This is a genomic window from Ferrimonas balearica DSM 9799, assembly GCF_000148645.1.
Taxonomy (GTDB): Bacteria; Pseudomonadota; Gammaproteobacteria; order Enterobacterales; family Shewanellaceae; genus Ferrimonas; species Ferrimonas balearica.
On record NC_014541.1, the window covers coordinates 471,117 to 494,779 of the forward strand.

The following is a 23,663-nucleotide window of genomic DNA, read 5'->3' on the forward strand; positions in this document are numbered from 1 at the left end:
CAGATAAAGGCGTGGCCGCATCCAAGTGAGTCAACAGGCATGCTACAAGGAGGATGACGTGATGTTGTACGAGTGTAAATAACGCGAAATATAGCAACGCTAAGGATGGATATTATGCGCACCCATCATCTGCACCTGTTGGCACTGGCTTTGGTCAGTGCATTGGCGCTTTCGGCATGCGGGGACGACGGCGAGGATGGCGCTCCCGGTGAAGTCGGGCCTCCGGGTCCTCCGGGTGACCCCGGACTGCCTGCCGGCAGTTTCACCACCACCGCAGAAAACGCCGCTGACCTCAGCTTTGTTCTGCTGCCTGAAAACATTCAGATTGCCGAGGAGTTCGGCATTCAGTTTGATTTGATGGGCAAGGACATCCGCGGTCAGGACATTCCCTTTGTTGGCCTCGATCAGGTGGCCATCTACCTCTCCCACCTCACCATCAACGACAGCGACATCGGCGCGCCCACCGCCTGGGCCAGCCACAGCTACCTCAGCAGTGGCGCCTCCTCGATGTACTGCGCCCTTGGCGGCGGTGAAGTGACGGTGCGGGGCAGAACTTACAAGGCCTGTACTCTGGTGGAAACCGAGCCGGGCACCTACACCGGCACCTGGGAACACGCCGACACACCGGCCCCGGTCCTGCTGGAAGGGGACGACCTGAGCCTGACCCACCGCCTCTGGTTGCGCGGCTATAACATTGTCGACAGCAACGGTAATGGCGTGGAAGACAAGGTGTTGTCCGAGCGGTTGGACTACATCCCGGAAACCGGCGAAGTGCTGGCGGACAGTGGCCGCAACCTGGTTGATGACAGCGCCTGCCAGGCCTGTCACGGCGGGGAAGAGGGCGGCATCATCGCCAACATCCATGCCCACCACAACTACCAGAGCGTCGGTAACTGCGTGAACTGCCACAACCCCTTCTGGGAAGCCAGTGATGAGCAGGTTGCCAACGGCTGGAACGAGGGCAATTGGGATCTCACCGTACTGGTGCACCGCCTCCACGCCGGTAGCCATATCGCTGACAGCTTGAGTGGCGACGCCCTGGAGTTTATGGGTCACATCCACTACCCCGGTGAACTCAACAACTGCCTGGCCTGCCACGAAGGCAATACCGCGTTCAGCGATAACATCTATCGCGACGCCTGTGTGGCTTGCCACATCAACACCGACCCGCGCACCGGTGAAAACCACCGCGGCATCGTGGTGGCGGACGACGCCTCCTGCGACTCCTGCCACGGCAGCGGCGCGCTCGGCGTGATGCAGGCCCACGAGATCGGCATCCGCAGCCTGCTGAAGGACGCGTTCTATGCCGAAGTGGACCCGGCCACCATCACTGTGGCACCGGATGGCACCGACCCGACGCTGACCACCATCAGCTTTGGCTTCAAAGCCTATCTGGATGGTGCGGAGTTTACCGGTGATCTGGCCACCCTGGACTTTATCTCCAGCGCCCAGAAGTGGCTGGTGAACTTCCAGGCGGACAGTGGTTATGCGCTGGCGTATCAGGCCTATGGCACCGGCACTGCCCCGTTCCGCGAAGCGGCATTTAACGGCACCCACTACCTGACCAGCACCACCGCGCCCACCAGCATCGTGACCGGCACCGGCGTGATCATCTCTGACGTGCGGCTGTGTGCCGACAACGGCGCGCTGACCACCTGTGGCGCCGAGATCGATGACACCATCTCGCTGGCGATGAACAACGACGCGGTGTACTTCGATACCGCCAATCCGGCCAATCCGGACGTGGTGAAGTCCCGCTACGCCACCGACGAAGGCGGTGTGGTCTCCATCGCCAAGTGCAACGATTGCCATGGTGATATCGCCTACGGCAAACGGGGTCACCACGGGGTGGATCGGATTGAACAGTGCGTCCACTGCCACAACGAGAATGTCATCTTCTTCAAGGGGAGCTCCCGTGACCTTGGCCTGAACACCCACAAGTTCCACGCCGGGCACAGCGAGTACTTTGGCGAGGGCGAGAGCATTGGTTACCCCAATATGCTCGGTGACTGCCAGGCCTGCCACGTCAGTGACCAGTGGTTCGATGGTGGCGGCGCGTTGATGTCCGGCAAGACTGGCTTCCGGGTCAGCCTGGATATCGACAATGTGGATCGGGTTTCTCCGGTGGCGGCAACCTGTCTGGCCTGCCACGAGTCTGAAGCGGTGGCGGCCCATGCCGTAGCCCAGGGTTCGATTGTTGACCCGGCCAACGCCATCCCCAACCCGCCCATTGAAAGCTGCGCGGTGTGCCACGCCGACGTGCACAGCTTCTGAGGGTTCTGCATCGACCGGTAGGCGAGTGCCGGTCGGCCTCCTGGGAGCCTTAGGGCTCCCTTTTTTCGGGCACTAAAAAAGCCGGTCAGTTGACCGGCTTTCTCGGATTCTGTGCGCCTTACAGTTCGGCGTTGTGGTAGACGTTCTGCACGTCGTCACAGTCTTCCAGCATGCCCAGGAACTTCTCGAACATGGCCACGTCGTCGCCTTCGATCTTGGTGTAGGTCTGCGGTACGAAAGTGATCTCTTCCATTTCGAACTCGATGCCCGGGAAGGCTTCCTGCAGGGCGGTTTTGGCCTTGAAGTACTCGGTGTTGGGGGCGAACACGGTGGTCATACCGTCTTCCACTTCCACGTCGGTCACGTCAACGTCAGCCATCATCAGCGCTTCCAGTACGCCGTCTTCGTCGTCACCGGCGAAGGAGAAGATCGCCTGGTGGTCGAACATGTGGGATACCACGCCCGGAGAGCCGATCTTGGCGTTGGTTTTCACGAAGCACTGGCGCACGTCGGTAAAGGTACGGTTATTGTTGTCGGTCAGACAGTCAACGATCACCATGCAGTTACCCGGGCCGAAGCCTTCGTAGCGTGCCGGAACGTAGTCTTCACCGGCGCCGCCCTTGGCCTTGTCGATGGCCTTGTCGATAACGTGGCCCGGAACCTGATCTTTCTTAGCTCGTTCGATCAGGCCGCGCAGCGCCAGGTTCGCATCCGGATCCGGGCTGCCGTTCTTCGCAACCACGTAGATCTCTTTACTGTACTTGGAGTAGACCTTGGTCTTTTGACCAGCGGTCTTGGCCATGGAGGCCTTGCGCACTTCAAAACTGCGTCCCATCGGGGTTCTCGCTCTGTCTAGGTTCTAACAATATTGGGGCAAGAGTTTACCAGTTGAGCAGGGGAGGGCAAATGCCCACATACAGGGTGGTGAACCGGAACCGGGGCACTACCCTTTGCAGGCCGATGTGGGCTCGTTGTCGCACTCCTGAATCTGCGAGTGAACTTTTACCGGGATCCACAGCCAGTGTTTAGGCCTCACACATCAATGGATATCACAAATGAGATGGTTCTCTTTCGCCGCGGCGCTGACCCTGATGCCGATGGCCCACGCCGCCCTGCCGGATATGACCCCGGTACAGGACATCCGCGCTTTTCAAACCGTGTCCCCCAGCCTGCTGACCGCGGGCTTGCCGATGCCCGCCGACTTCGCCCGACTGCACCAGGCTGGCGTAGAGGTGGTGATCAACCTGATGCCCGACAGCAGCAATAAGGCGTACAGCAACGAAGCGGAGTTGGTGACCGACGCGGGCATGGTGTACGTCGCCATCCCGGTGGATTGGCAAAATCCCACCACCGACGACGTGGACGCCTTCTTTAATGTGATGTCCCGTTACCAGGACAAAACCGTGCTGGTGCATTGCCTAGCCAATTTCCGCGCCTCAGCCTTTGTTTATCTGTACCAGTGGGCTCAGGCGGAGCAGGGCGACAAGCCGGAGATGGCGGCGGTGATGGCTCCCTGGGGCGACCTTGAGCAGAGCCTTAAGGAGTACCCGCAGTGGGCCGCGCTGATTGAAAAAGTGAAAGCGCAGCGAGGGCAGTAACGCCTCGAACGCAGCAGCAAGATGGATAACAACGGGCCGAGTGGCCCGTTTTTTGTGGGGTATGGGTGGGGAGAGCGGGGAGGTGATGTTTTTTGTGCTGGCCTAACTGACTGAAATTTAGGAGACAAAATTCGCTCATCTGCAAATGAACCAGCGGGTTCATCCAGAGCGGTTTTTCGGCGTCTATAGTTTGATTGGTAAGTCGGTACAAGGTTGAAACATTGTCCCTTTTCGCCGTAAAGGACAAGTTCAGGAGTACTTCAGTCGCTGTTAGCAGTTAGGACCCGGCTTAACACAAGGAATGTGCAACCAGGTGCTTTCCCAATGCCGAATTGGGCCATCAGTTTGCGGATTCCTGACGATGAAAAGTATTTGTTTGCCTGTTATAAGCCTTGCGCTTCTTACCCTCTCTTCTAACGCTCACAGCCTGTCACTGCTGGACAGTCGCCAAATCCAACTTTCCGGCGGTCAGCCGGTGACGGAGCAGAATGTCGATGTCTCCACCTTCGAGATTGAGTATCAGCAACCGCTTTGGATGATTCCTCGCTATCAGGTGGGGGTCGACTGGGCCTTCGGTGGCGGCACCCTCGATACCGAGGTGGAGAATGCGCCCATGGTATTCAGTGGCCTCGGCCTGCGCTGGGAGCCCTGGCAATACCTGATGCTCCGCGCGGACGGCAAGGTGCGCTACCTGTCTGAGCACCGTTTTCAGGCGGAGCAGGGGCGGGCCAAGGATTACGGCGGCAGGATGCAGTACTCCTACTCCTTCTCCATGCTGCTCAACGTGCAGAAAGACCTGCAGTTCGGGTACCGATACCAGCACATGTCCAATGGTGGCATGTATGAGGTAAATCCGGCACTGAACACCCACAATCTGGTGTTTGGCTACCGCTTTTAAGCCACAAAAAAGGGGCCGTAAAGGCCCCTGTCTGGGTTGCTTGAGTGCCAGCTCAGCTGGCGGCTCTCAGCTCCCGCTGCTGGCTGTGGTGCTGCACCATCACCTGTGCGACTTCGACGGCGGTCTCCTCCATCAGGGTGAAGAAGCTGCCGTTGATCTGGGTTTGATGCAATAACGCGTTGCGTACCGCATCAAACGTTGCTTCGCAGACCGGTTGCTGCTGTCGCCAGAATGACGACAGGGGGCCGGGCGTGGTTAGCCCCGGAATGTCGTACAGCGCTTTGCCCAGGCACTTAACCGGCAGGTGGTGAAGCAGGGCAGACAGCCCTACGGTGCTGTTGACGGTCACCACGCCCTTCAACAGGGGGTAAACCTCCGGCAACGGCAGCTCATAGCCAAAGCGCAGGCGCTTACCCAGATGGTGCTGCTCGCGCAGTTGATTAATCAGGGGTTGGTAGTTGATGTAGCCGCGATCCATCGGATGGTGCTTGATCAGCAGGGTGTCAGCACTGTCGGCATGGCGGGCAAAAGAACCCACCACCTCTTTGATGACGGTAGCCACATCGCGGTAGTTGGAGTGGCTGAGGATCTGGAAGTCCTCCGAGACCTGCAGCGGCAGCAGAAACACCCGCCCTTTCTCTGCTTGCAGCTCCTGCAGCATGGCACGGTCGATGGATTTAAAGCGCAGCTTCAGCAACCCGCCTTTGACCCAGCTGAGGGCTTCTTTGAGCAGGCCCCAGGGGCGGTGGCTGACAAAGTGGGGGTACGCGCTAACACCGAGTCGCTTTATCACATGGTAGCGGATGGCAAACCAGGCGCGGCTGCCAAAGGTTTTTCCCGCTTGATGCTTAATCTGGAAAGCGTGTTTTGGATTGAATTTTGGCAGGTGGCGTCGCATCGGATACAGCGAACTGTTGGCGTTAACGCCACCCAGCTCCATGGTGACAAAGTCCGGACGCAGGTAGCCCTCTTCCAGAGCCCAGAAAGCGATATCAAGCTGGCGACAGATGTTGCTGGCTTTGGCGTGGTAGGGGCGGCAATCGCCGTAGCACACCACCGAATCAATCTGGTGCTGTTGGCAAAAGTGGCGGAAGTAGGCAGGCCACTCCTTCATGGTGCTGGTAAACCGGTACAGAGAGCCCTGGCTTCTCCAGCACTCATCGCCGCCGTTAAAACTGATGTGAAATACGTTGTGCCCCTCAGCAACCAAGTGGTTGCCAAGCGTGCGGAAGAAGGGGCCAAGGGGGCCTTGTAACAGCAGGATATTCATTGGGGTTTTAAGGTATCCACAAGGTAGCCAAGCTTGAGCTGCCAGCGCTGAAACCTGTTCGGGCGGTGGCTGCTGTCGGTCTTATTGTTTGCGAGTAGGTCTATCAGCCATTCCGGAGTGGTAAACAGCCCGGTGGCCCAGTCTACGTAGCTGGGATAGGCCGCAATCGCGATGTAAACCAACTCCTCCAGCGTTCTTTGGCGGTTGCGATCGTGAGCGGGATTACGGTCTTCAGTCAGCCCCCAGCCGGCGTAAAAGGGTTGTCCCCAGGTCACCACATGGATGCCCCGCAATAACGCCTCAAAGCCAGCCAGCGACGTCATGGTATGGAGCTGATGGATGTGAGGATACAGCTGATTCAGCCCGTATTCGGCCACCTGCTCATCGACGCAGGCGTCATAGCACGCTTGCGAGATCTGTCCTTCGCGATTCCCCGCCACCACATCCGGATGAGCTTTGTAGAGGATGTGAGCCTCGGGATACGCTTTGCGTACCGCCCACAGCAGCGCTTCATTGCTGGTCACCACCGGGCTGCCGGTGGTGATGGAAGCATCGCCATCCACCTGCCCCACCACCAGCAATCGCAGTGGATGTTCGGCTGACGGTTGGTATCGGTTCTGGCTGATCAGGTTGTACTTATTGATGTCGGCGCTGACCAGCTTATGGATCAGCGCGGCTCCGCGGGCTTGGTCGGCTTCGCTGACCATCAGGTGGTTAAGCAGATGGCGCAGGTCGTTGTTCTGTTGCGCATTGAAATAGATGCCCCGCTGGTCGACCACCAATGAGGCTGGACGGCACAGGTTGGAACCCAGCCCACTGGAGCGCACAAAGCCGTCTTCAACCCGGATGGCATCCTGTTGTTCGGTAAAACGTTGGCCCCATACCAGCAGTTTGTCGTTGTGGCCAAGTTGCTTGGGGGGCTTGCTGACAAACCGAATGTTGTGAGCCAGATGGCCACAGAACTTGCCGATAAAGGCGCGTTTCCACAGCGAGAAGCCGGCCAGATACAGGGTTTGGTACTGGGGCTCTGGACGCTGCTGCAACGCCAGCAGTTCAATGATCTCCTCCACTTCGCAGCGCTGGCCGGTGATGGGATTGACGTAGCGGGGGTAGAGGATCAGTGCCGCGGCCACCAACTGGGGCAGGGTGATGCCAGCCCGATGCAGTGCCGCGCGGCGGTCATGGGGCTTAGCGTCGTCAGTCAGCCCCCAACCAGCGTAAAAAGGCTGGCCAAAACAGTGCACCGGCTTATCCAGGATCAGCCCCTCAAATCCCATCTGGGAGGAGACGGTAAAGAGCGCCAGGCAGTGGTGGATCAGGGCATGGGGGTGGCAAGCCTGCTTAACCCAGATCACCGACTGCAAAGCCGGGTGGCGGGCCAGTCTGGCCAGTACCCCGGACTTTTTGCCCAGCCGGGTATCCGGGTGGGTCCGTACCACCAGCGCCGCATCGGGATAGCGCTGACGGGCGGCAGCGACCATATCGAGAAAGTCCGCTTCGCTGGCCTGAGCTGCGGCGATGGAGAGGTCACCTGCCACCTGATCGACCAGCAGCACATAAGGGCGACCATCCAGCTGTTGCTTCAGATCTGAAGGCAGTTGGGTCTGGCTGTTAAAGTCGGGATAGACGTTGTACTTGGTGATGCCGTATTGGCGAATTCGGGCAATCAGGTTATGCGCCCGTTCACACAGGGCACTGTCCCGGCCAGCATCAACAATATGCTGCTCCAGCTCGGAGGGCTGAGACGCGTCATAATAGATGCCCTGCTTATCCACAACCACGGACAGGCTGTGTCCCCCCTTAGCGGGGTGTCCGGTATAGCCGATAAAGCCGTCTTCCAGGTGCCAGAACGGCACCCCATTCTCAGCGGCCTGTTGTTTCATCGCCAGGCTATTGGGCTTCAGGCCCCATCCGATGTAAACATCGCCTTTACCGGTAACGGCATGGGCGTTGAGTCGCTCCAGCGGTTGAGCCAGTGCAGCATGCAAGACGGCCTGACGTGCGAGTATCCCCGCCGAGTTGGTGTAGTAGGTCATGGTTCAGATTGTGTTTTATGGTCAGGACGAAACGCGGTGTCTTGTACGAACGCGATTGGGTTTTGAAAGTGGCTTATCACGCAATGTGAACGGTTGAGACACTTTATTGTTCTGCGGACTCAACGCTTTCTATCAGGCGGGTCGCTTTTTCGAAAGTTTTGTCCTTTGGCATTTCCATTGCGTAAGAAAAAGCGTGCAGCCAATTATCCAGACCGTCCTCACAGACCACGCCAGCTTCCTCATCCTTAATTCTGTTGGCTAGTGGGAATCGGGAACCATAGATTCCAATCGCTCCCTGTCTGTGAATATCAAGCATCTTGGTATGGGAGCGAGCTCGATTGAAGGGAGAATCATACAGAGGCACCAGTCCGATATCCATTCGGCGACTTTGGATCAGTGCCTGATAGTTTTGCCAGTCAAGAGGGTGGATAATCGTGACACGGGGAACGCCCTTGAACCGTCGTTTCAAGCTGTGATCACCGATAAGCTCAAACCAGGTATTGGGGTAACGGGCTTGCACTGCAGTGACAAACTGATGAATAAATGCCCACTCAAGAGTATGGCTGCTGCTTCCGTGATAGAAGCATTTAACCATCGAGTTGCAGGGTGAACTTAACTGCAAAGGTGGTAGGACGCTCTGGTCGGGAAGGGCATATTTCTCTGCAAGGTAGCGAGTGGATACCCATACCTCAGTGCAAAGTGACTGCAGCAATGGGTATGCCTGCGTGTACCACTTAGATAAGCGCTTTCGATAGTCGTCGGGCAGACTTTTGTCTTGATGTGCCCCGGGGATGTCATCATCGATAAACCACACAATGGAGGCGGGCTTTACTGATAGTGCATTGAGGGCATGTAACCATCTCAACGGCACATTCCGGCTCAGGATGACTCGAGCGTTCGCTGCCGTCCATAGTGGGTGACCCTTCTCTGGCAACTGTCTCGAGCACAGCTCCTGATAACGTCGAAAGCGGTGTTGTCTGCTGCGAAAGTAATAATCCATGGTGGGAGTATTAAGTTCACTGACAACCCAGGTGCGCTCTATCTTGTTTGAGGTTTCTCTGGACTGGGGTTGGAACAACCCCGTTTTGCGCGGCGTTGGCCAGAGTCGCAGCCTCTCAACGAAATTGAGACTCATCAAACTAGTCTCTCAGCCATTCGGCCAAAGCAATGCGGGCTTGCTCTTTAGGGAGCATGCCAAATACGGTGCAGGCAAAACGATGTGCGGTTTCATCAGGGGAGAGCGCGTCGGTCTTTATCACGGTATCTGCGAGTTGATAGGTACTACTGCGACACTTGGAAAACTGGGTTGTCATGTATTGTTCGTAAGTAATATCCAGTTGCCTGGCTTTACGAAAGCGATCGAAAGCCGCAGCAGAGTCCGCACTAAGACAGATTGAACAATATCCCCGGATCCAGGTTTTTGAGCTAGGGGCATCAAGAAATCCGGTTCCCACATCAACAATGACCGACTTATCCACCAAACTCTCGGTGTGTATGGCTAAGGCTTCCTGACCAAAACTCAGAAAGCGCTCACGGTCGTGCTCAAGCGCTGCAATGAGCGCATTGAGATCCTCTTTAGGGCCAATCAACCCTTGTGCCCGCGCGTATCGATGGGTGATGTTGTCCAACGTCACCGACGCTACCGAAGGTGTGCGTTGAGTCAGGGCCTTCACAACGGTGGTTTTACCAATGCCTGAAGGACCCAGCAGTAAAATGGTTTGATTCATGGTGACGGTGTCAAAGCGGGTTCGGTGTTGTATGAGAAGTCTTCGTGGGTCAGGCTCAGATTGGGGTTATAGCAGGGGTCAGACTTCAATACCTCGCCCCAGCGCTTTTCCATCCACCGGATCTCATTACTAAAGCGGGCCTGCTTTTCAGGAGTGTCTTCGAAGCCCCTGCTGACCGACTCATGGTGGTACAGCTCAGCAAAGGGGGTCCATACGTTTCGGTATCCCGCCTCGCGGACCTTGAGGCAAAAGTCCACATCATTGAACGCGACTTTCAGCAGGGGCTCCAGTCCCCCAACTTCCAGATAGACTGATTTTCGAACCAACAGTGCGGCGGCGGTAACGGCCGAGTAGTTCTGCACCAGGCTCAGGCGAGAGTGATAGCCGTTGTGGTGGCCCGCAAAGTACTTGTGAGCATGCCCAGCCACACCACCGATGCCAAGCACCACGCCAGCGTGCTGAATACGACCATCGGGATAGAAAAGCTTGGCCCCGACGCAACCCACATCGGGACGACTGGCATGACGAACCATCTCATCCAACCAATCGGGGTTTATCACTTCAATATCGTTATTGATTAACCCGACAATCTGTCCCCGGGCATGCGCCACACCAAGGTTGTTGATGGCTGAGAAGTTAAACTCGTCATCAAAATCGACCACTCTCGCTTGTCCGGTTTGTTCGAGCTCTCGAAAGTAAGCCAAGGTTTTGGGACATTGGCTTTGGTTGTTGATAACCAGAATCTCGAATGCGGAGTATCGCGTTTTGTTGCGGATGCTGCTGATGCACTGTTTTAGCAGTTCATAGCCATCCCGAGTGGGTATGATCAGGCTGACCAGTGGTGACGGCTCGGCGAGCGGCCAGCGAACCTGATAGCAGTTATTGAGGCGATGCGGTGTCACCTCAATTTCCAGATTGGTCGAGTTAAAGTAATCGCGCAGCGCTTTGAGTCCCGCCTTTGAGGTATAGCCTTTCTGTGAAGCGCTCAGTGCCGTTGAACCATTGATGGCACGCCAGTGGTAAAGCACATGAGGGACGTGAACAATTTGTCGATTGCCAAGGTGACCAATGGCTCTCAGAAACAGATCGTAGTCTTGGCTGCCTTCGACTCCCGCTCGGAACCCGCCGATCCGTCGAACCAACTCGGTTTGGATAACGGCCAGGTGCGTGATGTAGTTATGGGAGTAGAACAGGTCCCGGTTCCAGCTGGATTTAAAGTGAGGCTCACTTCGCTGGTTGTGTTCGTCGATCTTATCTTCGTCAGAGTAGAAAAACTGGGCTTCGGGGGCGTCATTGATGGCTTTCACCATCATCAGCAGAGCATGAGGCGCCAATAAGTCATCATGATCCAGCAGGGCGACAAACTCCCCATTTACCAGTTCGAGTGCCGAGTTGCTGGCTTGAGAAATGTGTCCATTTTTTTCCCGAAGGACCAGCCGAATCCGCTTATCGGTTTCGGCAAATTCACGAAGCAACTCACGGACGGGCTCATGACTTGAAGCGTCATCGGCAATACAGAGCTGCCAGTGCGGGTAGCGCTGCCCCTGAACCGACTCGATGCATTGGCGTAGCAGCTCAGGTTCCGTGTTGTAGGTGGTGAGCAGCACGGAAATCAGCGGCTTGTTAGCCAACTTACGATAGATCGCTTCCAGACTGCTGCTGTCCAACGTCGGGGCTTCGACCTGAGACATCCATTGTGCGTAGGTAATTGCACTCAGGTTATGGTCAAAGCATTGGTTGTATTGCTCGAGCAGGGGGGAACTGTCCAGAGAGGAGAGCGCACCAAGGTTACGTCTGCCCTGCAGTTTTTTCTGCATCAGTGCCCGGGCCCGCCTTTCGGTCAATTTGGTAAAGGCCAGGTGCTCTACCGTGAATTCACAAGGCTGTTGGCACGGGTCAAGGCGCAGGCGAACGGGTCTATCCTGAAACAGGCAAACCCGCTTAAAAAGGGTGCCGCTTTTTACGCTAAACTGAAGCGCCTGCTTTTCATCAATGCCCTCGCCGTAGTCGGCGTAAAGCTTGGCGGTTACCCTCGGCACAGAGGCCGTGATACGAAGGCTGACCATATACCAGCCCTTCGGTGCGGCGCCGCGATGTTTCAGGTGAAAGGTTGGGTCATACCCCGTTGATGCCCAATCCAGGCTCTGGCCGGTTTGCAGTTCTTTCTTGGGCAACAAGCGGAACTGGATTTTAGGGGAGAGCCAACCCTGCGCCTCAGAGAAAAACGTCATGGAATCTCTTAAGTGTTGAAAAGCCCCAATGCGGTCGCACTGGGGCTAAATGTATTTTTATCAGTTATATAGAGAATTATGCGGCATTGTGGGTTTCGGGGCCAGCGACAGATTGAATCGCCGTTTTTAGCGCATCTGCGGTATCCGGGTGTTGTAACCCATACTCCAGGTTGGCACAGAGGTATCCCGCTTTGCTGCCGCAGTCGTGGCTCTTGCCGACAATGTGGTAAGCCTCGGTTTGATGGGTTTTCATCAGTTCGGCAATGGCGTCGGTCAGTTGAATTTCACCACCGGCTCCCGGGGCGGTTTTGGCCAGGAGAGGCCAGATAGACCGATCAAGCACATAACGTCCTGTCACCGCGAGGTTGGAGGGGGCGTCTTCCATCGCGGGCTTTTCAACAACCGCCGTCATGGCCGATGAGTCTCCCGGCGCAAGCCGGATGCCGCCGCAGTCGGCAACACCATAGTTGGATACCGTTTCCATTGGAACAGGTTCAACCATGATCTGGCTGTGGCCGGACGCCTTAAAGCGGGCAACCATTTCAGCCAGATTGTCCTGAGTCAGCTCGCATTGAAATTGGTCAACAATCACATCGGGCAACAGCACGGCAAAGGGTTCATCACCGACAATGGCTTTGGCGCAGGCGATGGCATGGCCCAGTCCTTTGGCCTCGCCCTGGCGAACGTGCATGATGGTAACGCCTTTGGGACAGATACCCCGCACTTCGTCGAGCAACTGGCGCTTTACCCGTTTTTCCAGCGTGGCTTCAAGTTCAAAGCTGGTGTCAAAGTGGTTTTCAATGCTGTTTTTACTGGAGTGCGTCACCAGAACGATCTCTTTAATTCCAGCGGCAATCGCTTCATTAACCACATATTGAATCAGAGGTTTATCGACAATGGGCAGCATCTCTTTGGGGATGGCCTTGGTGGCGGGCAACATACGGGTGCCCAAACCGGCAACGGGGATAATCGCTTTCATACTCGAGGGCATCTATCTGGGATCAAGGTAGTAATCGATATGTTCCAACAGAAACTGGCTGGAGACTTTTTTGGGGCGAAGGCGAAATACCGCCATTCGCTCGCCAATAATTTGGGTGGGCTCAAACAGTTGTTTCACTACGTGGTAGTGTTCGCGCTCGACAAAGTCATCGAACAACAGCGTAGTCGCTTTAGTGATGTTGACGCAGGCGGTCAGGAAACTGGCAACACGAAAGCGGCCATCGATAAGGATAAGGTCCGGTTTAATCCCATGTTCATTGCAATAGTGCCATGGACGTTGTGGGTAGGCTGGCCACTGCTTGATGGCAATGTCATCAGTGGGATAGCCCCAGGCTTTGGTTGCGCCGATGTCGGCCCAGATTGGGATGATATCGCCGGGCAGCCCCTGCTCTTTGTAAGCCCCCATCAACTCGATGAGCCAGCGTGGGTCGGTCTCGGTGGTGATGACGGTGTTGCCATTCCCGGCGGCCAGTAGCGTTGAACCGCCCGCTCCGTACTCAAGAATCACCTTGTGCTTAGGGTAGGTTTTGCGCACAAATTCACTGCACGGTTCGCTGAAGGTCAGTTCAAAGTCCCTGAACATGGGGGCTCCTTAGTCGCTACCAAAAAGGTCTCGGGTGTATACCTTGTTGACCACGTCTGACAGGTCATCGACCAGCCGGTTGGCCACAATCACATCACAGCTGGCTTTGAACTCTTCGAGGTTGTTGATAACCGGCGAATGAAAAAATTCCGCATCGTCTAACGCTGGCTCATACACCACAACTTCAATGCCCTTGGCTTTAATCCGCTTCATGATGCCCTGCACCGCAGAGGCCCGGAAATTGTCTGAACCGGATTTCATGATCAGGCGATAGACACCGACGCGCTGAGGGTTACGTCGGATGATGGAATCCGCGATGTAGTCTTTTCGGGTGGTATTGGCATCGACGATGGCCCGGATCAGGTTATTCGGGACGTCCTGATAGTTGGCCAGCAGCTGTTTGGTGTCTTTGGGAAGACAATAGCCGCCATAACCAAAAGAGGGGTTGTTGTAGTGGTCACCAATACGTGGATCCAGGCCGACACCCTCAATAATCTGGCGACTGCTCAGGCCATGCGCCTCGGCATAGCTGTCCAACTCGTTGAAGTAGGCCACGCGCATCGCCAGGTAGGTGTTGGAGAACAGCTTAATGGCTTCCGCTTCGGTGCTGTCAGTAAAGAGAGTCGGAATGTCTTGTTTGACCGCCCCTTCAGCCAGCAACTTGGCAAACTGTTCTGCGCGCTGGCTGCGTTCACCGACAATAATCCGTGAGGGGTACAGGTTGTCGTACAGCGCTTTGCCCTCACGGAGGAACTCAGGAGAGAACAGGATGTTGTCCGTACCAAACCGGGCTTTGGCGGCCGCAGTATAACCAACTGGCACCGTAGACTTGATGACCATAATGGCGTTTGGGTTGACCGCCATAACGTTATCGATTACCGCTTCTACCGAACGGGTATTGAAGTAGTTGGTAACCGGATCATAGTCGGTAGGGGTGGCAATCACGACAAAGTCGGCTTGCTGGTATGCGGCCTTCCAGTCCAGTGTGGCGGTCAGGTTGAGCAGGCGCTCCTTCAGGAAGAGCTCAATCTCGGTATCCTGAATCGGCGAAATGCGCTGATTAATCTGTTCGACTTTTTCCGGAACAATATCAACAGCTGTCACTTCATGGTGCTGCGCCAGCAGCACCGCATTGGACAGGCCAACATAGCCTGTGCCGGCAATGGCGATTTTCATTGGATTTCTATCGTTCCGTTAATTAAGGGCACACCGCTTGTTTAGATACTCAATGCATCTGGCGGTGGGGTGTTCAGTGAGTTACTGGTGTGCTGACGCCCAGCAGAGACTGGTAAACTTGAGCCAGTTCATCGCGAAAGCGCTTTGGGGTGAAACGGGTTTGGGCCATGGCCTGGCCCTCCTGGCCAAACTGATAGATCTGGTCCGGATGGTCGCAAAGATAGGCCAGTCTGGAGACGACGCCCTCTACGTCCCCGAGGTGCACCAAAAAGCCATTGCATCCATTGTTGACGAGCTCTGGCAAGGCACCCCATCGATAGGTGATAACGGGCTTGGCGGCCAACATCGCTTCCGCAACGGTTCGGCCAAAGGTTTCCTGAAACAGAGAAAGGTTAAGCAATAGGTCTATATGAGCCAGTGCGGCGTCGGGACCTGGACTGTAATCGATTAGGGCCACATTACTGGGTAAGCCATGACTTAATGAATCGATATGCTCGTTACGGGGACCAATCAGATAAAACTGTAGGGCCAGTGAAGCGTCGAGTGCCCCTTGTGCCACACGGATAAAGTCCGCAATGCCCTTTTTCGGCAGGTTGCTGCTGATCATGCCGACTCGAATGGGATCACCCAAGCTGAAAGCTTTGGGTTGCCATGCTTTGCTCAGTTCGACGGTATTGGTGAGTACCCGGATTTGAGTGTCTAATCGATCACCATTTTTTGCGTCTCTGCGGTGAGCTAACTGCTCGGCGGTATAGTGAGAATTTGCGAGCACAAGATCCGCCATATCCGTTGGCTCGGTGCTGGTTTGGTTTGACTGGCCCATTGCTGCCTGCAATGCGGAATCTGAGCTGAGCAGCTCACGCACATGCAATACGCTTTTGGTGCCTTGCCGTTTGGCTGCCAGCAGCGGCGTGCGGTGCACCACCGTATTGACGTGAATCAAATCGATGTTGAAGTGGTTGATAAGGCGTTGATAGGCGTCAACCGCGATATCCCAAACTTCATCATCCTCACGCCATGGGGCGGGCAGTAACACGATGTCACTGCAATAGGGTTTCAGCTGCTCAATATAGTGATTTTGCCGCTCAGGCAGAGTCAGGACCAGTCGATAACCGCAGGCATCAATCGCTTTGGCCAGATCCAAAAGACTGCGTTCTGCGCCAAACTGTTGCTCTGCGGCGGCATGGCCGCAGAGCAAAATGCACGGAGATCCATCCTTTGGCGCTTGTTTGGCCCGAATGTGTGGCCAAACCTTTTCGCCTAACTCGATAACAGCACGATCAATCAGCTCAGGCACCGGGAATGGGCGCTCTTTGGGGGCAAAGGGCATATACCAATTGCCCGTTTTTGCACACTCCTTATGCCATTTATGCGCCGCATCCATGTAGTCTTTGCGCACACCCCCAAATTGGGTTTTCCAATGGGTTTCCGGCTGCATGGTTAAGCTGCCTTCATGGCGCCGCCCCAGAGCCAGTGGCCTGCCTGGCATCACTTCAACAATGCTGTCAGGGCCATAGGCCGCGAGGATACGGTAGTAATATTCAGTATCCGCGTTGACGGACACTCGGTCCCAATAGCCCAGGCGCTCGAACACTTCGCGACGGATCATCAGCGAGGAGATATTGCGATGCACCACACTGCCATCGGGACGGGTTTCAAACTGCATATCGGTGGTGCAGCGTGCCCAGTGGGAAACGCTGGCCATTGCCTTGGGGTTGTCCAGCAATGCCTTAACTTGCATCTCCAGTTTCTGTGGGTGGGACCAATCATCAGCATCATGGACTGTAATGAAATCGCCAGTAGCGTGCTTGAGACCTTGGTTACGGGCGCCATATGCCCCAAGGTTCACAAAATTTATAAGAGGACGCACCCCATGGCTAACCCTATTACATGCAATCGAATTGTCTACTACAACTAATATTTCATTATTTTCTGAAGTTTGGCCTCGTAATGAATTAAATGCGAACTCAAACTTTTCATCGCAAACCAAAGTCGGAATTACAACTGACACAACAAAGTCAAACCTTATACGAAACATTGTTTCAACATGAATCGCATCAAACTTGCAAGCTTTAGGATATATGTGATCAAGCATCATTTAATTTAAAGTGACTTTCGATTCCATCGTATCCTCCTAAATCTTTGTAAAGATTTTCATTTGGAATCTCTCTCCAATAATCTTCAATTTCAACTGATTTAAATCGATTGTGAGTATCTTGATTCGAGTGCTGCGACCATATAAACATTCCTGGAGTGATATCTTCAATAACTGAGGACGACTCTCCAATTTTGTAGTGATTCACACCTGAAAAAACTGTCTTAGGATCTGTCGAGAAATCCATTGTCTTTGTACAAAACTGACCAATATGCGACAGTCCTATTGCAATCAGCGGCTTATGAATTCGAACAAGATTAACAATTCTTTTGGATATCCAACAACATTTAAAACCATGAGAAAAAGTAACAAATTTACCAGCATTATCATCATTAATATAACTGGACAGTGACTTCAAGAAATTCGTTGATAGAAAGTCATCATCATCAAGCCGAAAAGATGCAAAGCAAACTTTGTCTTCATTAATATATTTAGTTGCTCTCCCTCGAATCAGAGAGATTAATGCGCGAGAAATAGCACCTGTCGCATCTAACCAATCTTCTTCCCCACGCTCTTCAATTATCATCCATGGTCGCCCTACTTGCAATTCATAGACTTTCTTTTTTAAATCGTCATGAAGTAGCGTACTAATTAAGATTACAAGCCGAAATTCTTCAAAATAATTAACATCAACTTGAGAATCGAACTGCTTGAGTGAAACCTGTTCAAAATAGAACAGTCTTTCCTCTAGTCGAGATCTTGACAAGACACTTTGCTTATGTGTTTCCCAGTCACTTTCTCTAGATGAGATAAATGAACCAGAGTTCTTTTTACAAAGAGTGCTAAAATTAATTAATCCAATTATAGGTTTCATAAGTTCAACTAGTAAATTTATATTTTCTGCAAGAATCTAATGTTGAGTATGGTGAGTAAACATGTGCGTCTAGATTTTGACGATACAATGATTCATTCACTACTTTAAAATGATTTTCCTTTTGCGCTGCCAATTTCATAATCGATGTATTCTCACCGTGCAGTACACGGTTATAGCAAATCTTATTGACGTGCTTAAATGGCCCCACTTCGCTCAACTTTAGATACATATCATAGTCAACCGCATTGGTAATTTTTTCATCAAATCCATCAGTCAAATTCCATGCTCTGGAAGTAAACATACGGAAATGATGGCAAATCATAGCAGTGGTTAACTTTTCACGGGAATACACAGGCCAGTTATAGCCATTGGCAAGCAGCTTTCCTTCGCCATCGAGATTGCGATTAGTGGTGTAAACACAGGCGAGTGAGTGATCTTTTAAGAACTCTTTAAGACATAACTCGACAGCATCCGGCTCAAGAAAATCATCTGAATCCAGCTGTCCGATATAGAAACCACGGCAAAGCTTTACTGCAGTGTTAGAAGCGGCGCCGATTCCGCCATTCTGCTGCGAAACGAAGCGAACTCTGGGGTGGTTATCATAGTTTTCTTGAAGCACTTTTAACGTATTGTCTGTAGAGCCGTCATCACAGATGCAAACTTCCAGATCACTGACTGTCTGATTTAGCGCACTTTCTACACATCGAACGATATATTGCTCACAGTTGTAAGCCGGGATGTAAATCGATACCAAAGGGACTGGGTTTACTTCTGCCTGTTCGATTGATGCTATCTTTCGATAAAAATAGGGCACCTTACCCAGTCGAATTTTTTCCGTGATCGCCTTGCCACCAGCTCGGTCGGTCTCATTCTCTTTACCTGGCGGTTCCTGGTGATAGGCCATAGCACCCATATGGGATTGGAAAAAGGCACCGGATCGGTAAAGGCGGTAGCCGTACTCGCCATCTTCCCCCCCCCAGGCTTCAAACTCTTCATCGAACCACCCCGCCTTTTCAAGCCACTTTTTGGAAAAGCCGACATTTCCGCCACTGAAGAAACGAAACGGCGAATCACACAGCCTTAGGTTATCGGTGCTTTCAAACGTGGCTAAACGCCAATCTACGGAGATAGCACCTGCGTCAGCACCGGCTACACTGTTGTTTGTTCGCACTTCCGGCAACTTCGCTAAAAAGTCAGGTGTACTTTCACAATAGTCGATAGCCAGCATGCTGGTATCCACATACTTTCTTGGGCCAATGACTGCAACGTCATCAGACTCCATCAGGATATTGATAATTGATTGTATCCAATCTGGGTTTGGCGCCATATCGCAGTCTAGTATCGATACATACTCATACTTGGCAGTACGAAGTCCCAGATTACGCACTGCACTGAGACGGTAGCCAGTGTCCTTTTGTCGGACATATTTGACTTCGAGCTTATTTTCAAACTCACGAACTACCTTAGGGATATCCTCCTGGCTACCGTCATCGGCAACGATAATTTCAAATGGATAATCTGTACGCTGGTGCAGCATAGCAGCCAAGGTCACCCGGAGAATATGACTACGATTGAAAGTGGGTATAACCACACTCAGGCCAATTTCATCAGGAAGTGCATTTTTTTTGTACCTTTTTATCCACTGGTAGTCGTTGGTTGACTCGGGCAATGGACGCAACTGCAAATCTTTCGGCCAGTCTCCCGGAATTGGATCGACCTCTTTCGTCTCAGCGTCTTCCGACTTCTTGGCCTGTTGCTCCTTTACCTTTTTTAACAGTTCATGATACTCAGGTGCATTGGTTTCACCCGATTCGTTTAATAGCATAAGCTGAGTTACAGCATCGAATCGACAGCCTGTGTCTCGAGGCTTTATGGGCAGGGCTTCGATTTTTGGTTTTTGTACCTTTACACCAGCCTTTATACGACCTTCATTGATACCGTAACGTATGAAGTGTGCCAACGGATTAAGCCCGGATTGACGTACATCTTCATAATGTGATAAGTAGCCCTGAGTCGAAAAATGAGGAGATGGATCGCGACCAATTTTCCAACCGAACTTAAGGTAATGTTCCACTGGCGGCAGACCACTCAAATTCACATCAGGATACTGTTTAAGGTACCAATCGATGTCAAATAGACCGCTGTTTTTAATTTCGCTTATTAGAGTTTGCATGTTGTCTTTATAACTTATCAATTCGGATGTTTAACTTGTAAATGTTTGAACAGACGACTTTCTTTATGGCCAAATTTGAGATAATGAAACAACGGATTCATACCCGCACTTTTTACATCCTCATGAGTCTTAAGATACCAATTGCCGTCAAAAGCCGTTGAAGGGTTAACTTCCAGTTCCACTGCTCTTTCTAGATAGTGACCTGCTGCGCCATGCTTATGTTTTGCTGCGTCCGGATACTGTTGTAGGTACCACGCTTCGTCGAAGAGATCTGATTGGCGAATAACCTCAACATCTTTTGCAAATTGACGAGCCTTTTTTCGTCGTTGCTTCAATGCCGTAATGGTTTTCTTTATATTGCCATTGTTGATTGGCTTCGAATCCGTAAGCGCTTTTTCACTGTCCTTCATCTGCTCGATGAGACCAGAGAGTTCTCGCTCTTTTTGCTGCAACAGGTTGGTTAATGTGGCCAGCTCATCGAAGCGCTCGCTTAGCGACTTCTGAAGCGACAACTCTGACTGGGCCAAGGACGAAATTTTATCCGCAGCGACTTTTTGGTCTCGTTCCAGCAGTGCGTTTTGTTGTTTCAGTTTATTCAGCTCGCTTTGTTGGCCCTCTTCCTGTTGTTGATGTCTTTGAAGGGCCTTACGAAGCTGTTCGTTCTCCTGCTGGTGGGCGCTTACTTTGGTCTGGAGTTGGTCGATATGACTCTGTTTTTGCGCAACATCGGAGCGAGTTTGTTCCTGTAGGGTTTTGTTGTTGCGCAGTGCTTCCCGCAACTCCTGATTTTCCTTTTGCAGGCTCTCTAAGCGGGCCTCTGCCTCAACCAGCATTTGGGTGAGCTTGGCTACTTCATCGAAGCGGGTATCGATGTCTTGCTGCAGCTTGGCAATCTCGGAAGTGGCATCCTGACGGCTGATTTTTAGCTGAGCCAGCTCTTTGTCGAGTTGCGCTTTTTCTCGTTCCAGCTGTTGTTTCTGCTGCTGATTCAGTTCGGTTTCTTCACCGAATTGCTCTAGCCGTTCGCTCAGTTTGGCCTGTTGCGATTTGGCTGCCTGGATGTCGTTGTTTGCTTGTTCCAGCGTCTCGGACAAGGTTTGTTTTGCCCCTTGAATTTGCTGGATGGTGTGGGTTTGCTGTTGAAGCTTTTCAGTCAGGTCATGCACACGACGCTCATACACTTGGCGATGCCAGGCGTCTTCATTGGCACTGCCGAGTCGGGCGTAGATGTTCTGGATCAGACGTTGTGCACTGACGTCTTTGGATTGATTGATGAGTGCTTCAAGTCGCTCGGGGATTTGACTGCCCATGCACAGCAGTAAGAGGCCCTGGCATTGCGTCAGCTCGAACGACGGATAGGTCTTGCTCAATGTTTGGCACAGCTTGCGAACGTGTTTAAGCTTGGTGCCATGAATCAGGACAACGGCGCTGTCGGTAAGGCGCTCTTTGAGCTCTTGTCGCCCCTTGTCGCTGGTTAGCAGCTCGCAATCGTGTTTGAGGATAAGAAGGTCGATGCTGCCTCGGTCGAATTCCCGCAGCATGGTGTTCTCGTCCAAATCGCTTAGCTGGGAGAACTCACGATAGTTTTCGTGGTTGTAGGCTTTGACTTTTTCAACATCACATTTGGGGCTGAATGCACCGTAGGCGAAACTGTCCAGATTGAGTTTGTCGATGGCCTGACACAGGGCGAAATAGCCCACGGCACTGTTCAAGCTAGGTTGAACGACCACTTGAGGCTTCAGAGCTTCAGTCAGCCAAAAGTAGAAAGGAATGTGTTGCAACCATTGTGAGTCGGCAAGATAGCGTGGTCGCCAGAACATTACCTTGGACGAAATGGTGGGCAGATGTTGTTCTTGAACGGTGACTGCCTGGTTCTGCTGGGTCATGTCAAAGTCCTTTTGGTATTGAATCCGTTCGGAACCGGATGGCTCGACGGTTTGGGTAATGCGAGTCATTTTTTTGCGCGGACGCTTTTGGGTTTTCATGTCGGCTTGGGGAAGTTGTTGTTTGGTAGAGTTCGCCAGAGATTCCGTATTCGGTGATTCTGTGCGCGATGAAAAGTCGTTAGATACTGAGTACTACGGCCGCTGACATTGCCACCTGGAAGATGATCTGAGTGATGTCCTTGGCAAACTGCATGCTCTTCTCGTCGGGCTTGGAGAGCACAAAAATTTCATCGCCCGGCGCAATCACATCGCGCTTTTTCAGCATTTTGTTGGCGGTGACAAAGCTGCCATTGGGCTTCATCACCAGGATGTTCATCTCATCCAGTTCCTGATTGGCGCCGCCCGCTTTATTGATCAGGTCCAGCACTGAGAGGTCATCCCGGTAGGCGATGGCGGTGGGGAACATCACCTCTCCATGCACAATCACCAGGTTGCGCTTGGCGGGGATCACCACCTTGTCGCCCTGCTGCAGGATGATCTGGCTAAAGTCGCTGCTCTCGCTGAGCAGAACCTGACCCTTGGGTTGAACCTGTCGCGCCTTCTCAATCCAGCGCAGAATCACTTCCGCTTCGGCAGCCCGCAATTCGGCCGCTTCACGGGTATTGGAACGGGTATTAAGTACCGATTGTTCCAACGCAGAGAGAGAGGCCTGCAGCATCTCGTACTGGCGCTCGGCGACGGATTCACGATAAAGCTGCACCGCGCTCTGGTTGGAGAGGCGGGTAAATTGGGTTTGGTCCAGCAGGTCCTGCAGGCTGGCGCCCCATGGCAGCACCATCTCCTGGGCAGAGTCGTGCTCGCCAATCAGGTCGATGCTGATGGAGTTGGGGCGTAACTGCGCGGTTACCTTCACCAGGGCGCCGGGGGATACCTGAATCGTTCCGGCGTCTTCAATCTGGTACTGGGTGGCGTTTACGCGGCGGTTGCCGGCTGAGGAGGCTCCGGCTTCCGGCGCCACGATGGTGACGTGGGTGGCTTGCTCCCCAGCGACCACCGCGTCCAGGATGGGTTTGAGCGGATTGGCCTTATTACCGTTGGCGAGCAACTCGTAGTACCCCTGAAACCCCACTTCTCCTTCGAGGGTGATTTCGCCCTGTTTGGGGCCCACAAAAATGACGTCGCCGTCCTGAAGCTGCATCGGTGGCAGGGTGCCGGATTGCAGGAACTGGTAGAGGTCCAGTTGCTGCACCAGGCGACCATTGCGCTTGACCTGAATATTGCGGTAGCTGCCGATGTCGTCACGAATGCCGCTGGCCTGGTCGATAAAGCGAAGCACGCTGTCCGCGCTTTGCCCCTCATACAGGCCAGGCTGGTTGACCATCCCGGACAGGAACACTTTGACCTTCTGGCTCGACATCAGCGAGGCATACACCTCTACATTAGCCTGATACACCCGCTGTACGCTTTTAAAGATCACTTCGTTCAGTTTGGCGTTGCTGACTCCCAGCACTTTGATGGGGCCAACCTTGGGGATAAAGATGTTGCCCTGAGGGTCAACCACCACTTCGGCCTGATGGTTGATGGCACCCCAAACCTGCACAATCAGGGTATCGCCCTGGGTCAGACGGTACTCCGGGTTGGTGGCGGAGAAGGAGTGTTGGCTGAAGGCGCCATTAAATAACCAGCTGCCATAACGCTGACTGGGCACCTTGGCGGTCGACATGGTCTCCACCTGCTCCGCTTCCACGTCCTGTTGAAAGGTAATGGCAGCAAAAGTGGTGGAAAGGGGCAGGACGCTCAAGGCGCCCGCCAGAGCCAGTTTGGCCAGAATGGAGTTGTGCAT

Annotated in this window: 17 protein-coding genes; 3 read left to right on the forward strand and 14 right to left on the reverse strand. The window is 53.4% G+C overall.

What is annotated here, in order from left to right:
- Positions 1 to 114: 114 nt before the first annotated feature.
- The gene (locus FBAL_RS02260) at positions 115 to 2,274 is read left to right on the forward strand and encodes an OmcA/MtrC family decaheme c-type cytochrome (RefSeq protein ID WP_013343952.1); all 2,160 of its coding nucleotides are present in this window, start codon (positions 115 to 117) and stop codon (positions 2,272 to 2,274) included.
- A 118-nt stretch (positions 2,275 to 2,392) separates the two neighbouring features.
- On the opposite strand, the gene FBAL_RS02265 is transcribed toward FBAL_RS02260, so the two are convergent.
- The gene (locus tag FBAL_RS02265) at positions 2,393 to 3,109 is read right to left on the reverse strand and encodes a YebC/PmpR family DNA-binding transcriptional regulator (protein WP_013343953.1); all 717 of its coding nucleotides are present in this window, start codon (positions 3,107 to 3,109) and stop codon (positions 2,393 to 2,395) included.
- 220 nt (positions 3,110 to 3,329) lie between these two features.
- On the opposite strand from FBAL_RS02265, the gene FBAL_RS02270 reads away from it, so the two are divergent.
- Both FBAL_RS02270 and FBAL_RS20160 read left to right on the forward strand, forming a co-directional pair.
- A complete protein-coding gene (locus tag FBAL_RS02270) occupies positions 3,330 to 3,872 on the forward strand; it encodes a protein tyrosine phosphatase family protein (protein ID WP_013343954.1) in 543 nt (180 codons plus the stop codon).
- 361 nt (positions 3,873 to 4,233) lie between these two features.
- A complete protein-coding gene (locus tag FBAL_RS20160) occupies positions 4,234 to 4,770 on the forward strand; it encodes an acyloxyacyl hydrolase (protein ID WP_013343955.1) in 537 nt (178 codons plus the stop codon).
- 52 nt (positions 4,771 to 4,822) lie between these two features.
- On the opposite strand, the gene FBAL_RS02280 is transcribed toward FBAL_RS20160, so the two are convergent.
- The 13 genes from FBAL_RS02280 to FBAL_RS02335 all read right to left on the reverse strand — a co-directional run bounded on the left by FBAL_RS02280 (position 4,823) and on the right by FBAL_RS02335 (position 23,663).
- The gene (locus FBAL_RS02280; protein ID WP_013343956.1) at positions 4,823 to 6,040 is read right to left on the reverse strand and encodes a capsule biosynthesis protein; all 1,218 of its coding nucleotides are present in this window, start codon (positions 6,038 to 6,040) and stop codon (positions 4,823 to 4,825) included.
- Positions 6,037 to 8,076: a capsular polysaccharide biosynthesis protein gene (locus FBAL_RS02285; RefSeq protein WP_013343957.1), complete on the reverse strand. Its 2,040-nt coding sequence runs from the start codon at positions 8,074 to 8,076 to the stop codon at positions 6,037 to 6,039. Before FBAL_RS02285 ends, FBAL_RS02280 begins: the two co-directional genes overlap by 4 nt.
- Positions 8,077 to 8,179: 103 nt before the next feature.
- Entirely contained in the window at positions 8,180 to 9,211 is a 1,032-nt protein-coding gene (locus FBAL_RS02290) for a glycosyltransferase family protein (RefSeq protein WP_013343958.1), read from the reverse strand.
- Between the two features lie 4 nt (positions 9,212 to 9,215).
- Positions 9,216 to 9,803: an ATP-binding cassette domain-containing protein gene (locus FBAL_RS02295; RefSeq protein ID WP_013343959.1), complete on the reverse strand. Its 588-nt coding sequence runs from the start codon at positions 9,801 to 9,803 to the stop codon at positions 9,216 to 9,218.
- Positions 9,800 to 12,034, reverse strand: a complete 2,235-nt coding sequence (locus FBAL_RS20565) for a glycosyltransferase family 2 protein (protein ID WP_013343960.1) — start codon at positions 12,032 to 12,034, stop codon at positions 9,800 to 9,802. Before FBAL_RS20565 ends, FBAL_RS02295 begins: the two co-directional genes overlap by 4 nt.
- A gap of 76 nt (positions 12,035 to 12,110) precedes the next feature.
- Positions 12,111 to 13,013 carry a UTP--glucose-1-phosphate uridylyltransferase GalU gene (galU, locus tag FBAL_RS02305; RefSeq protein ID WP_041251142.1) on the reverse strand — a complete coding sequence of 301 codons (903 nt, stop codon included), beginning with the start codon at positions 13,011 to 13,013 and terminating at the stop codon, positions 12,111 to 12,113.
- A 12-nt stretch (positions 13,014 to 13,025) separates the two neighbouring features.
- Positions 13,026 to 13,616, reverse strand: a complete 591-nt coding sequence (locus tag FBAL_RS02310) for a hypothetical protein (protein ID WP_013343962.1) — start codon at positions 13,614 to 13,616, stop codon at positions 13,026 to 13,028.
- Positions 13,617 to 13,625: 9 nt separating this feature from the next.
- Positions 13,626 to 14,792, reverse strand: a complete 1,167-nt coding sequence (locus FBAL_RS02315; protein ID WP_013343963.1) for a nucleotide sugar dehydrogenase — start codon at positions 14,790 to 14,792, stop codon at positions 13,626 to 13,628.
- A gap of 73 nt (positions 14,793 to 14,865) precedes the next feature.
- Positions 14,866 to 16,890, reverse strand: coding sequence for a glycosyltransferase (locus FBAL_RS19465; protein WP_083771142.1), 2,025 nt, complete (start codon positions 16,888 to 16,890; stop codon positions 14,866 to 14,868).
- Positions 16,880 to 17,761 carry a glycosyltransferase gene (locus tag FBAL_RS19775; RefSeq protein ID WP_013343965.1) on the reverse strand — a complete coding sequence of 294 codons (882 nt, stop codon included), beginning with the start codon at positions 17,759 to 17,761 and terminating at the stop codon, positions 16,880 to 16,882. Before FBAL_RS19775 ends, FBAL_RS19465 begins: the two co-directional genes overlap by 11 nt.
- A gap of 4 nt (positions 17,762 to 17,765) precedes the next feature.
- Positions 17,766 to 19,934, reverse strand: coding sequence for a glycosyltransferase family 2 protein (locus FBAL_RS02325; RefSeq protein ID WP_013343966.1), 2,169 nt, complete (start codon positions 19,932 to 19,934; stop codon positions 17,766 to 17,768).
- 17 nt (positions 19,935 to 19,951) lie between these two features.
- Entirely contained in the window at positions 19,952 to 21,820 is a 1,869-nt protein-coding gene (locus FBAL_RS02330; RefSeq protein ID WP_148226694.1) for a coiled-coil domain-containing protein, read from the reverse strand.
- Between the two features lie 178 nt (positions 21,821 to 21,998).
- Complete coding sequence (locus FBAL_RS02335; protein ID WP_013343968.1) at positions 21,999 to 23,663, reverse strand: polysaccharide biosynthesis/export family protein; 1,665 nt, start codon at positions 23,661 to 23,663, stop codon at positions 21,999 to 22,001.